Annotated in this window: 15 protein-coding genes and 1 pseudogene; 14 read left to right on the forward strand and 2 right to left on the reverse strand. The window is 46.7% G+C overall.

The window, feature by feature from the left end:
• Positions 1 to 19 precede the first annotated feature (19 nt).
• The 5 genes and pseudogenes from catA to FCN80_RS05615 all read left to right on the forward strand — a co-directional run bounded on the left by catA (position 20) and on the right by FCN80_RS05615 (position 3,241).
• Positions 20 to 946 (forward strand): catechol 1,2-dioxygenase, encoded by a 927-nt coding sequence (gene catA, locus FCN80_RS05590; protein WP_230492505.1) that lies wholly within the window; start codon positions 20 to 22, stop codon positions 944 to 946.
• Positions 947 to 991: 45 nt separating this feature from the next.
• Positions 992 to 1,186 (forward strand): annotated as a pseudogene (locus FCN80_RS05595) (benzoate 1,2-dioxygenase large subunit); the annotation flags it as partial.
• A gap of 88 nt (positions 1,187 to 1,274) precedes the next feature.
• Positions 1,275 to 1,559 (forward strand): ferredoxin reductase domain-containing protein, encoded by a 285-nt coding sequence (locus tag FCN80_RS05600; protein ID WP_230492507.1) that lies wholly within the window; start codon positions 1,275 to 1,277, stop codon positions 1,557 to 1,559.
• Positions 1,560 to 1,629: 70 nt separating this feature from the next.
• Positions 1,630 to 1,890: a cupin domain-containing protein gene (locus FCN80_RS27375; RefSeq protein ID WP_136988904.1), complete on the forward strand. Its 261-nt coding sequence runs from the start codon at positions 1,630 to 1,632 to the stop codon at positions 1,888 to 1,890.
• Positions 1,891 to 2,635: 745 nt separating this feature from the next.
• Positions 2,636 to 3,241 carry a LysE family translocator gene (locus FCN80_RS05615; protein ID WP_136988905.1) on the forward strand — a complete coding sequence of 202 codons (606 nt, stop codon included), beginning with the start codon at positions 2,636 to 2,638 and terminating at the stop codon, positions 3,239 to 3,241.
• Between the two features lie 42 nt (positions 3,242 to 3,283).
• On the opposite strand, the gene FCN80_RS27380 is transcribed toward FCN80_RS05615, so the two are convergent.
• Entirely contained in the window at positions 3,284 to 3,424 is a 141-nt protein-coding gene (locus tag FCN80_RS27380) for an AraC family ligand binding domain-containing protein (RefSeq protein ID WP_373880319.1), read from the reverse strand.
• Positions 3,425 to 3,714: 290 nt separating this feature from the next.
• Complete coding sequence (locus tag FCN80_RS05625; RefSeq protein WP_136988906.1) at positions 3,715 to 4,509, reverse strand: AraC family transcriptional regulator; 795 nt, start codon at positions 4,507 to 4,509, stop codon at positions 3,715 to 3,717.
• 76 nt (positions 4,510 to 4,585) lie between these two features.
• Here FCN80_RS05625 and FCN80_RS05630 point away from each other — a divergent pair, with 76 nt between their 5' ends.
• The 9 genes from FCN80_RS05630 to FCN80_RS27390 all read left to right on the forward strand — a co-directional run bounded on the left by FCN80_RS05630 (position 4,586) and on the right by FCN80_RS27390 (position 12,465).
• A complete protein-coding gene (locus FCN80_RS05630) occupies positions 4,586 to 6,622 on the forward strand; it encodes an FUSC family protein (RefSeq protein ID WP_136988907.1) in 2,037 nt (678 codons plus the stop codon).
• Positions 6,615 to 6,830 carry a DUF1656 domain-containing protein gene (locus FCN80_RS05635; protein WP_136988908.1) on the forward strand — a complete coding sequence of 72 codons (216 nt, stop codon included), beginning with the start codon at positions 6,615 to 6,617 and terminating at the stop codon, positions 6,828 to 6,830. Before FCN80_RS05630 ends, FCN80_RS05635 begins: the two co-directional genes overlap by 8 nt.
• Complete coding sequence (locus FCN80_RS05640) at positions 6,827 to 7,690, forward strand: HlyD family secretion protein (protein ID WP_136988909.1); 864 nt, start codon at positions 6,827 to 6,829, stop codon at positions 7,688 to 7,690. Before FCN80_RS05635 ends, FCN80_RS05640 begins: the two co-directional genes overlap by 4 nt.
• Before the next feature lie 112 nt (positions 7,691 to 7,802).
• Complete coding sequence (locus FCN80_RS05645; protein ID WP_136988910.1) at positions 7,803 to 8,159, forward strand: helix-turn-helix domain-containing protein; 357 nt, start codon at positions 7,803 to 7,805, stop codon at positions 8,157 to 8,159.
• A 624-nt stretch (positions 8,160 to 8,783) separates the two neighbouring features.
• Positions 8,784 to 8,930 carry a XyeA family cyclophane-containing RiPP triceptide gene (gene xyeA, locus FCN80_RS27385; protein WP_136988932.1) on the forward strand — a complete coding sequence of 49 codons (147 nt, stop codon included), beginning with the start codon at positions 8,784 to 8,786 and terminating at the stop codon, positions 8,928 to 8,930.
• Between the two features lie 86 nt (positions 8,931 to 9,016).
• Positions 9,017 to 9,739 carry a radical SAM protein gene (locus FCN80_RS26705; protein ID WP_306767842.1) on the forward strand — a complete coding sequence of 241 codons (723 nt, stop codon included), beginning with the start codon at positions 9,017 to 9,019 and terminating at the stop codon, positions 9,737 to 9,739.
• A gap of 415 nt (positions 9,740 to 10,154) precedes the next feature.
• On the forward strand, positions 10,155 to 11,018 hold the full coding sequence (locus FCN80_RS05660; protein ID WP_230492509.1) for a pepsin/retropepsin-like aspartic protease family protein: 864 nt from the start codon (positions 10,155 to 10,157) through the stop codon (positions 11,016 to 11,018).
• 4 nt (positions 11,019 to 11,022) lie between these two features.
• Positions 11,023 to 11,979, forward strand: a complete 957-nt coding sequence (locus FCN80_RS05665) for an HlyD family secretion protein (RefSeq protein ID WP_136988912.1) — start codon at positions 11,023 to 11,025, stop codon at positions 11,977 to 11,979.
• 264 nt (positions 11,980 to 12,243) lie between these two features.
• A complete protein-coding gene (locus FCN80_RS27390) occupies positions 12,244 to 12,465 on the forward strand; it encodes a cysteine peptidase family C39 domain-containing protein (RefSeq protein WP_136988913.1) in 222 nt (73 codons plus the stop codon).
• Positions 12,466 to 12,532 lie beyond the last annotated feature (67 nt).

The following is a 12,532-nucleotide window of genomic DNA, read 5'->3' on the forward strand; positions in this document are numbered from 1 at the left end:
CTACAATGAGGAAATGACTATGTCAGAGAACATCACGAATACCGAAGCGTACCGCGCCTTTCTTGCCGTCAGCTGTGGCCTGAATGCCTCGCAAGGCAATCCCCGGTTTAAAAAAATCATGCAGCGCATGATGTCGGATTTTTGCCATCTGATTGAAGAGTTTGACATCAGCGACGAAGAGTTCTGGACCGCCGTCAACTACCTGAACGTGCTGGGCGAAAGCAAAGAGTCGGCGCTGCTGGCCGCGGGGCTGGGTCTGGAGCATTTTCTGGATATGCGTAGCGACGCCAAGGAGCAAGCCGCGGGCCAGGCCGGTGGTACGCCGCGGACCATTGAAGGGCCGTTATACGTGGCGAACGCGCCGCTAAGCAAAGGCTATACCCGTATGGATGATGGACGGGAATCAGGGGAACCCATGTGGTTATTCGGCCGGGTGACCGATCAACAGGGCAAGCCCCTGGCCGGCGCGATTGTGGATATCTGGCATGCCAATACCCTTGGCAACTACTCCTTCTTTGATCGGTCGCAAAGCGATTATAACCTGCGCCGCCGTATCGAAACCGGGGCGGATGGATGCTACGCGGTACGCAGCATTCTGCCTTCCGGCTATGGCTGTCCGCCCGAGGGGCCGACCCAGGCGCTGCTCAATCAACTGGGGCGTCACGGCAACCGTCCGGCGCATATTCATTTCTTTATCTCTGCTCCGGGGCATAAACACCTTACCACCCAGATCAACCTCAATGGCGATGCCTATTTGTGGGATGACTTCGCATTCGCCACGCGGGAAGAGCTGATTGCCGACCCTGTCAAGGTGACCGATAAAAATATCGCCCATGACCGGGATATGCCATCTCCCCATACTGAAATCAAATTTGATTTTCAATTGGCGGCAACGGATATCGCCATGGAAGAGAAGAGAATAAAACGCGCGCGTGCGTTAGAGTAATGGCCAGATAATCCGATTAAAAATTATTTCCAAGAGGACGTCGATATGAGCGAAATTCCCTCGCTGCATCCTCGCACGCTTAAAGCAAAAATAGATAACGCCTTGATTATCGATAAAGACGCGGGAATATATAAGTGCCATCGCGGTATTTTCACCGACCCGGATTTATTTGAACTGGAGATGAAATATATTTTCGAGGGCGGTTGGGTGTTTCTGGCCCACGAAAGCCAACTGGCGGAAATCGGGCCATAGCCTGACGCTCACCGGCCCCCAGGGCAGTTTTTATCTGCGGGAGTCGGCGCGGCAAATCCCGCACTTCGGCTACCGCGTGTGCGTTGCGGATACGCGCTCGACCGCCGAAAGAAAAGGCTATGTCACCCAGCATATAGACGATGCAATGTTAAATGACGGGAATGTGGATGTCTATCTCTGCGGGCCGCCGCCGATGGCGCTTCTGGCGTTAATCGATCGTGCCGCGCATCTCGAGGACGTCTGCGCAACCCTTCGTGGCCGCGGACAGCGGGCGATTGCCCTTCGCGGCGATCTATTCACCGCTATCCATGAATACGCGCATCAGTGTTCTCCGTTAAATCCAGTGACGTGCAGAAAATGATAAAGCGACACACCCGGACGATCCATGCTATATAGTCCGTAATATTTTATTGAACGTCCTAAACAGGCCTATGGACCCACTATCCGAGTTACTGACGCTTCTGCGCCCCCGTCATGTGGTATCGGCGGGAGTGCGTACCGGCGGCGGCTGGGCGATAGGATTTCGCGGACATGCGCAGCAGATCAAATGCTATGTTGTCCTCCGCGGAACCTGCCGGCTTGCCGTCGAAGGCATTGACGAGATCACACGGCTTAAGCTACCGGCAGCAAAGCGAAGGCTAGTTTCATTTCTCAAGCCTCCTTTCCGGGGCGTCGTCCAAAAGTCCGTCTGAATTCCCGGTTGAACTGTGATGGGCTTTCCTACGCAACTGCGGGTAGCCGCCGCTGTCGTCAGATTATCACGGATCATGATTGCCGCACAGGTGTTGGCCACGCCCATGATGTTGGTGTCAATAATAACCCTGGTGATGTGGATATCGTCTGCGTAGCAAGGTCCGGGAAGTAAACAGAACTCACCAGGCGCATGGCGATGCGCCTAACAGACTTTTTTCTGACCTAAGCCCCTGACCCCTTTCATCGCTGAATAGCAGGCTTTAAGGTCCAGGAAATCATCGGCAATTTATGGCAGATGAGATTAACAAGGGCTCAATTCTGCACAAACATACAATACAGAGTAAAAATAGATTATTAGAATGGTCACTGATGAGCGTCTTTCACTATTGATGCGGCTATCGATCGGAAGTTTATTTCAGTTTCGCGGAGGATTTTTTTTCCCAATGAATCTAAAGATAAAAACCCCAAATGGCGCTAATCGGTCCTGGGAGTCTCGGGCTGGCCCTAATGTATAAGATAAAAAGCGCAATAATTCTGATTTTGCGTTTATGATAGGACGCAATCACCGCAGTGAAGGATTAACGCTGGCACTTGATAGAGTTTCTCGATGTTTCCCTAGATGGCTTTTTTATATTTAACGGTGGCAAGTCTTGCTTAACAACCTCTCAAATATCGCTATTCACACTGTGGCTGACTATTTCGTAGCAACAGTAAATTATGTTTAACTTAATACGTGAGGTAAAAATGGAAATCTTTCTTTATACACTGGGCGTGATGTATAGCCCAGGGCCGGTTAACTTTATGGGAATGAATGCAGGATTAACCGGGCAGTTCAAAAAAACGTTTGGTTTTTTTATTGGCGTAGGTTGTGCCATGTTTACCTTATTCATTATTTTGGGTTTCGCCGGCGAAGCGGTCATTTCCCATAGATACTTGCCATACATTTCCTTAATGGGTTCTTTATATACTTTTTATCTCGCATTCAAGATGTTGGCTTCCACTATTCAGATTGATAGCGTGAGCGGCGAGCCTGATGCGCATAAAACACTTACTTTCTGGAATGGCTTTTTTATTCAAGCGCTAAACCCGAAAGGAATGCTCGTCGTTCTGCCGGTCACTACCGTTATGTACCCCGCAGCGCATATTACCGGCTCAATGATATTTTTGGTTTCAATGTTAATATCCTTCGGTGGCGCTGTTGCTCCAGGGTTATATTCATTTTTTGGTACAATAATAGGAAAAAAAATAAAAAATGATGCATGGCTTAATCTCATTAACAAAATTATGGGGGTTATGCTTGTCATTGTTGCAGTATTTATGACCTATGATTTCGTTATGAGTATTAATTAAGTCCAAGGATAAAAATGATTGCGATGGTTCAGATGGGGAAAATTACAACGTTCGCCCAATAGCATAGGTATCATGCCGGTGAGGATCGTAGCCATGGTTTGAAAAATATGCTTCTATCCTTTCAATTTTTCGCGTTTCTGGGGCTCGATATACCCAATCCCGCTGTGTTGGTAATTCGGTCATAGTAACCTCTTACTCAAGTTTTACTGCAGTAAATCCAAGCGCGAAACTTATCAAACAAAGTTATCAATATTATCTATATAATATCATTGAACCAGAATCAAGAGGTTTATCGATGGGCGAAGGGTCATTATAGCGAACAAAAGCAATCTCTGATGTGATTACAGGCCTGATGATGCTGATTAATAGACGTGTGGGAATGTATTCGTTCTCTGAAATTACGAGGCTTGCCCACTTTTCCCCTGGCGCTCAACACTCTGTTATTGAATAATCTGATGCTGATACGTATCAGTTTAGTGTGAGCTTATTTTCCGTTCGGCAAAATAGTGCGCGGGCGTACTGCCCATTGTTTTTTTGAACATGGTGATAAACGCATTAACCGATTCATACCCGAGATTTGCCGCCACATTCTGTACCGACACGCCGCTAGCCAGTTCCCGAAGCGCGATAATCAGTTGAAGTTGCTGACGCCAGCGTCCGAACGTCAACCCGGTTTCGCGCAGCATCAAACGCGCGAGAGAACGCTCACTGAGTGCCAGCCTTTTTGCCCACGCTTTGAAAGTGCTTCGATCGTCAGGTTGACTGACCAGCGCATCGGCCATGGCGCGGATTTTAGGATGCGACGACACCGGGAGGCTCAGTTTCTGCTGCGGCATGGTAGCTAATTCATCAAGTGTCACTCTGGTCAGTCTGGCGAGATGGCTTTCCGGAGGGTATTCGATGTCCTCGCGGGTTAAACGGGCAACGAGTTCTTTGATCAGACCGGAAATGGCCAAAGTGCAGCATCGCTCCGGCAGCGCGGCGGCGCCAGGCTCGATAAACAGATAGTTGAGATGCGCATTCCAGGTTGCTTTGGCGCTGTGCGGCACCCCCCCTGGGATCCAGACAGCGCAATCAGGCGGCACGATCCAGATGTCATTTTCGGCGCGGCAAATTACCGCCCCATAGAGGGCAATAATCAATTGCCCTTTGCGGTGCGTATGCACCGGCACTTCTGCGGCGTAATCAACGAAATCCAGATGACGCGCGACTGCAGAGCAGGATGTGGCGTCCGGATCAAACAGCGTATTGGCGAGTGGGGGTAACATGGATTGGCAACATTTAGGTATTTTTTGACAGAATAGAGTATTTAATAGGATATGCAAGCCGGTAATAATTCCCGGCATGAGAAAAATCAACGCTAGTCACTTTCATTTATCACCCATGATATGCCCGCGTCTTCGCGGTATGGCTTCTCCTGCGCTGCTGAATGATGCCAGCGCTCTGCTCTACTCCGCGAAGAGTTTTGCCGCAGCGATGCTCGCATACTACATTGCCCTGTCAATTGGCCTTGAACGGCCTTCCTGGGCAATTATCACCGTGTATATTGTTTCGCAAACCTCCGTCGGAGCGTCGCTGAGCAGAAGTCTGTATCGTCTGGCGGGAACGGTGGTCGGTGCGGGCATGACGGTATTAATTGTACCCACGTTCGTGAATACGCCCCTATTTTGCAGCGTGGTACTGACGGGCTGGATCACCTTCTGCCTCTACTTGTCCTTGCTGGAACGCACGCCCCGCGCCTATGGTTTTGTCCTGGCCGGTTACACCGCGAGCCTGATTGGCTTCCCTGCGGTATCCGATCCTGGGGCGATTTTTAACATCGCTATCACTCGGGTACAGGAAATCATGATCGGTATCTTCTGTGCGGCGCTTATTCATCGCTATGTATTGCCCGTGCGCATCTCAGTCCAATTCAACAATAAATTGTCGCAGACGCTGCTCGTGGCGCGACAGCGTGTCGCAGATACTTTGGCAGGCAAACCCGATGCGGTTTCCGGGCCGCTGCATATGGCGCTGGCGTTGCAGTTCCTGCAGGGCATCAGCCATCATATCCCGTATGATTTTGCGTTCTCTGTACCGGTCCGGCAAGCGAGAAAAAGGCTCCATGACAGGCTGGCGCGATTAGTCATTGTTAACTGTGAGTTACGCGACCGTTTAGCGCTGATAGCGCCGATACCTGTCGATGTGCAAACTCTGCTGGGTGATGTAGAGGTCTGGCTGGCCTGTAAAGATGAAGGAAAATTTAAACGCGAGAGTGAAGAGCTCAAAAAACGCAGTGAAAAATTACTGCAACACTGTGCCGGACATGAGCTGACGTTTGAAGGAGCGCTGCGGGTAAGTTTTATGCGCTACCTGATAGAGGCCATTGTCCTCGTGCAGCAGTGCTATCGTCTTTCGGATGCCATTTATCACGCGGCACAGACGCCTGCGCACCCGGAAAAGAATACCGTGAAAGGGTATGTATTCCACCGCGATCCTCTTACTGCCGCCCGCACCGCGCTGGGCGCTTTCGCCATCATTCTGAGCGGCTGTCTGGTGTGGATTTTCTCCGCCTGGCCTGACGGCGGCACGGCGGTTTCGATCCTTGGCGTCTGTTGCACACTGTTTGGCGGCTTCGATACGCCCGCCCCGCACATTATGAAATACATTATCGGTTCCTTTTGGGGGGTTGTGATAAGCCTGATCTACAGCTTCGTCCTTCTACCACAAGTCAGTGATTTTATCGTACTGGTAACGGTTTTAGCTCCGGTATATCTGCTGGCCGGGTCGCTCCAGGCCAGACCGCCCACCACGTTTATGGCGATGGGGATCACACTGACGCTGCCCATTTTGTGCGAGCTGGGCGCGCACTACAGCGGGGATTTTGCCGTGGCGGTAAATACCTCTATCGCACTATTTTTTGCGACCGGCTTTGCGGTGATCGGCATGAGCTTTCTGCAAACCGTGCAGGCAGATGCGGCGATAAAACGGCTGCTTAATGTATGCCAGCGCGATATTAACCGCAGCGTGAAAGGCGTGCTGAATACCGACGAAACCCACTGGACCAACCTGATGATCGATCGGGCAGCGTTGATACTGCCGCGGTTGCAGCGCAGCGGACAGTCACCGGAACGGGCGCTGAATCCTCTGTTGCACGCCCTGCGTATAGGCCTGTGTGTAATGGGATTACGCCGATGTGATGCGCATGCGAACAAAGAAATAGCAGAAGTACTCACTCTTCTTACCCGCTCGACGGACGTTGACACCTTACTTCAACGAATCGCCACCCTGACTGAGCGCAGCTTGACCGCTACAGATGAACTATCGCGACAGTATGTCAACCGACTGGTTGATCTGTACTGCGCATTACGTGAACAGAAACTGGAACCGTCCGATGATTAATGACTTCCATATTGGGGGCGTTTTTGTACCCGGTCTGCTGGTCATTGCCCTCGTCGCGCTGACCTGTACGCTGTTACTCGTGTCGTTTTTTTCGTTCGGCAAGGGTTACCGCCGCTTGCCGTTTCGCCCGATGATCGATTTTTCCATCTGTATTATGACTTTTTACCTGCTGTTGCAGGGACTGACCGAGCTGGGGTTATTTGCATGAAATCGTTACTTTCACTACTGGGCCGCTACGCGCTGACGCTAAGCGCTGTGGCGGTGGCCACGCTGTTGGCTTTTATTCTTTGGAAACATTATGCGCAAACGCCCTGGACTCGCGATGGCCGGGTTCGTGCGGAGGTGGTACAAATTGCGCCGGATGTCTCTGGACCAGTGCTGAAGGTGGCCGTCCGCGATAATCAGTGGGTTAATCGGGGCGATGTGCTCTATTCCATCGACCCGCACTGGCTGAAGCTGGCAGTGGTCAGCGCACAGGCAGATGTTGAGGCGAAACGTCATGAGATGCTAATGCGCCAGGATGCGGCCAGGCGGCGCTCTCAGATTAAAGGGGTGATTTCCAGCGAGGATTTACAGCAAGCAGCCAGCAAAGCCAGCGTCGCTGCGGCCAATTATCACGGCGCACTGGCTGCGCTGGACCTTGCAGAGCTTAACTTATTTCATGCCACTGTTCGGTCTCCGGTTGCAGGCTATGTCACGCATTTGCGGCTTCTCCCTGGCGACTATGCCACAGCGGGAGAAACTAAAGTAGCCATTATTGATGCCCATGGTTTTTGGGTGGTTGGCTATTTTGAAGAGACTACGTTGCGCCATATTCGCGCGGGAAACACTGCACACATTTCGCTGATGGGATTTAAGCCGGTGATCACGGGTCATGTGGAGAGTATCGGACGTGGAATAAGTGACAACAATGACGATACGGGGGAGCTTGGCCTGCCTAATGTCGAGCCGACATTTAGCTGGGTGCGGCTCGCGCAGCGTATCCCGGTTCGGATTCATATAGACACATTGCCGGAGGGGGTTGAATTGGTGGCTGGACTGTCCGCCAGTATATCCATCACGCCATGATAAAAAGTAGGGTCTCTGTTGAGGATTTCCGCAGAGCGGGGAGTGTCATCTCTTGAATCTATAAGCCAGATGAGAACGTATTTTCTGGTAGAGTAACGCTGAGATTACGGTTATGAAAAACAGACAAGAATTTTTCATGGACTTGATTATTTGGATAGACAATAACATCGAAAAGCCACTAAAAATTGATGATGTGGCTATCAAGTCCGGATACTCAAAATGGCATTTGCAGCGGTTGTTTTTTTCGGAAACTGGTCAGAGTCTTGGAGAATTTATAAGAGAGAGAAAATTAATACTTATCGCGGAAACACTTACCACAACAAACGAGTCATTGATAAACATAGCGATACGATTTGGTTTTGACTCACAGCAATCATTAAACAGAGCATTCCGTAAAAAATACAATCTCCCGCCGAATCAGTATCGAAAAATTGCCATCAGTATTCAAAATAATTCCCGCTGGGGATAAGATAATTACCAGTATCATCGGGTCCAATTTTTGGAAATGTTCATTCAGAATTAATAATTGGTGAAATGTCTCGGTACCACCAGTGCAGAAATGCCCTATGCCCGGAGATGACAAAAAAACATAAAGGAGAGGGGGGGATAATCCAGTCCGTATCACTGGTTTTAGTAGTGATGTCGCTGGGGATGGAGAGAACCACAGCGCCCCTTGCTGGCGTAAACGAGTGAGTGACATAATCGTTTCCTAAACAATGAGTGTCACTTTATCTCACATTGGCTATGGCATATAATCTCATAAAGTCACACTCGATTATCTTTAGAAGTCAGCCACGTGAAGTTGGGAAGTCATCTTGTTGTCGGCATGGGTCGCTCACCAGGCTCTGTAGCTTTTATGCCAGCTATTATTTCAAATTAATATAATGCTATTACATATAGTAGCTATTATTTTTTCAGAGTGCAATTCGGGCCTGATCATTTGCCGACTTTTTACGTGTGATTGAATATAAACAATCAGTCAATAAAAGCCAAAATTTTACAAAAAGACTTTATCTACGACAGTCTTTGATAAATAGTAGTGTCGCGTGTCGAATTTGATGCGAATAAAATAATGGAGCTGAATCATGTCTAAATTAATGAAAGAAATAATTTTAACAAAGCAGCAGTCACTATTGTTTCAGATAACAAAAATGCTAAGAAAGCACTAACTCAAGCTATGTTAGATAGCATTTCGGGTGGTTGGGATAATGCTTTTTCTCGCTGGGACAAGAAATTTTAATCGATGCTGATGCAGCGCGGGAAACCATCCTGCATCTATTTTCCATTAGAAAGCGATCTCAATGATTAAAAAAATATCTTGAAATAATCCTAAAAGTCAGTGAAAGATGTAACATTAATTGTACCTATTGCTATGTTTTTAATTTGGGAAGCAATATATCAATAAACTCAAAGCCTATTATTTCTCACGACATCATTAAAGACTTAACAGGATTCCTTGAGCGAGCCTCACATGAGTACGACATAGAAACAATTCAAATTGACTTTTACGGAGGCGAACCACTGATGATGGGAAAGGAGAAGTTCGATAGTGCTTGCCACAATTTTCTATCAGGAAACTACAAAAAATCCAGGTTACAACTTGCTTGCCAAACAAATGCCATGCTCATTGACGAAGAGTGGATCGATATTTTCTCTAATAATAATATCAGCGTCGGTGTCTCTATCGATGGGCCTAAACACATCAATGATAAACACCGCCTGGATAGGAAGGGCCGTAGCACCTACGAAGGTACGGTGAAAGGTTTGATGATGTTGCAGGATGCGTGGCAAGCCGGAAGACTGATAGATGAGCCAGGTATTGTGTGTGTTGCTAATTCCTTGGTAAATGGAGCAGAAATTTACCGCCATTTTGTCGATGTATTGCATTGTAAAAAAATAGATTTTCTTATTCCAGATGAAACGCATGATACCTGTAAGGACCCAGAGGGTTTGTCGAATTTTTATTGCTCAGCAATGGATGAATTTTTTTTGATACAGACAGTAATGTATACATACGTTTTTTCTACACTCATAGACAATCCATGCTAAATTCAGATTTAAGCCCTGTGTTAGGATTGCGTAAATCAGAAAATGATACCCTTGCATTTACTGTCGGATCAGAGGGCGAACTTTATGTTGATGATACACTCAGGGCTACCAACGATCCTATATTTACATCAATTGGTAATGTTCGAAATCTGTCTTTGTCGAAAACTATTGCTTGATGGCAGATGCAGAAATATATGGCTGTCAATGATAATTTACCCCTCATTTGTAGTGACTGCATCTGGCAGAAAATATGTGGAGGGGGTCGACATATTCAACGTTATTCAAAAGTTGATAATTTTAACCGTGAAACTGTTTTTTGTCCATATGTCAGAAAAATAATGAGTAGGGCGGCATCGCATTTGCTCGATTGCGGAGTATCCGAAAATACAATTATGAAAAACCTGGATAGATAATTATGATGAGGATTTTTCCCTTATTGATGATGTTTTTTTTCAACATTTGTGTGGCTGACATTCATAATGATTTCATACGAATACGGTACGATAAACGTGGTATGCCAATGGTCGACGTCCAGATAGCCGATAGATATCACACTCTAGCTCTGGATACTGGAAGCGGAGAGGGTTTACATATAAATCAATATAATTTGGAACAACTAATCGCTAATCCAAGCTTGGAAGTCATTCATCAAGCTCCTCTAAGAGTCAAAGATATAACGGGTTCAGAAAACCAGGTCAATGCTTGGAAAATAAAAAAATTGCGTATTTCAAATATTACTTTCAATAATGTGTTGGCCGTCAGTTTTAAACCATGGGGATTTTCCATTGGAGACAATATTCCTGTTAATGAAGTAATGGGGCTCGGTATTTTCCAAGAACGTTCCTTTCTCATGGACTTTAAAAATGATCGATTACAAATGTTGAAAAAATTACCTTCTGATCTTAGTAAATGGTCATCCTACCCAATAGAAAGAACGGAGTCGGGGTTACGTATTAAAGCATACGTGGGGGGCAAACCTTTATATTTGATTGTTGATACCGGTGCCAGCCACTCACTCCTATTTTCCGATAATTTACCTAGTGAAACCCGTTTCTTTGGTTGTCATACTATTGAGCCAAAAGCAGCCAATACAGACTGTAGAGTTGCAAAAATCACCCTTAGGGATAAAAAAGGAAGGGAACGTAATAATTTAGCAATTGCAACCACTAGCGTGGCGTCTGAGGAACTAGATTTTGATGGTTTATTAGGTATGGGGTTCATGCGTGGCCATCAGGTGATTGTTGATATGTCAGGGCGTATGCTGTACATCAGTCGTTAATATCATGAATAATGATAATTCTATTTTTCGCCCTGAGGCTTCACACTACAAAAATAACGCGTGGCTAGGTGATTTTAGTGTTTCTTCGCCGTCAGTACTAAGGACCACCCTGTGGTTTGCCCTTGGTGTATTATTGATATGTATACTTCTATTATTTACTACCTATACACAAAGAGTACCTGTAAGTGGTCGAATAATTTATACCCCTTCTGCTGCTGAGGTTATTTTCAATCAAGATGGAGTTATAAGCCGTATCGAAGTACTCCGGGGCGAGAGGGTAAAAAAAGGAGATATTATCGCTACGCTTTCGCGGGATGTTGCCTACGTTGGAGGCGGGATTAATCAGTCATTAGTGGATGCTGCGCAACGTCAAATAGTTGAAATTCAAAAAAGAGAGATTGGCCGGCATAGGGAGATAAAAAAAGAGCGTCAATGCTTATATGAAAAGATCAATATTAAAGAAGAGGAGATAACAGCTATTAAAACAGCAATTGACTTTGAGTCAGGGCGTTGTACCCGATTAAAAGAGCGTATGTTAAGTTATTTGAAGTTTCTTCAAAAGGGTATCACTACCGTACAAGACAAAAATGAGCGTGAAAACGAATACCATAATTCAATTGCTCAACTGCATAGGTATCGCATTAGCATAACTCGTGTGCAAGGAGAGCGTCTTCAATTACTTGATGAATTGGCCCATTCAGTGGCACGGGAGAAACAAGCCATTACCGATATGCATCAACAGCTAGTGACACTACAGCAACAAGTTATTAATGCCTCGGTTGGTATTGAGTCTTATATTGTGGCACCTATTGATGGTATCGTTGCCTCATTAAATATATTGGAAGGTCAGAGAATTAATATTGGCACAATTGCAGCGGTTCTTGTTCCGGAAAATGCTAAGCCATACGTTGAAATGTGGCTTCCCCCATCCGCGTTACCAGAAGAAAAAATTGGTCAGTAGGTAATGATGAGAGTTGAGTCATCACCGTGGGAAAGGTTTGGTAAAGTACCCGGTAGCGTTGTAGATATCAGCACTAGTCCAGCGGCGCTGACAGGAAACAACCGGTATTTTCGCTTACTCATTGTGCCAGATACCCATACGCAAGTACTACCTGCTGGTGTAGAAGTTAATGCTGACATATTAACTGCGCAACGACGCATTTGGGCATGGATATTTTTCCCTATAAATCAAAGTATCAAACGCGTTATGAATGAGAATTAACAAATGCAATTCTCCTGGCAGAAAACACCTCTTATTTTACAATCAGAAACGAATGAATGTGGGCTAGCGTGTTTGGCTATGATGGCTGGTTATTTCGGCAAACGTCTTGACCTTGCATCTGCACGCTTTATACATGATGTAGCCAGTCACGGCATGACATTAAGTCAACTCATAAGGGCATTTGAACAAGTAGGAATGACGGCTCGCGCGTCGAGAATTGAGTAGGCCCCCTGCGAAACCAGACAGTAGAAGTCTCTTAACTTAAGAGATAGGCTTGGATACATGTCTAACA

This window comes from Martelella alba, assembly GCF_005217455.1.
Taxonomy (GTDB): domain Bacteria; phylum Pseudomonadota; class Gammaproteobacteria; order Enterobacterales; family Enterobacteriaceae; genus Acerihabitans.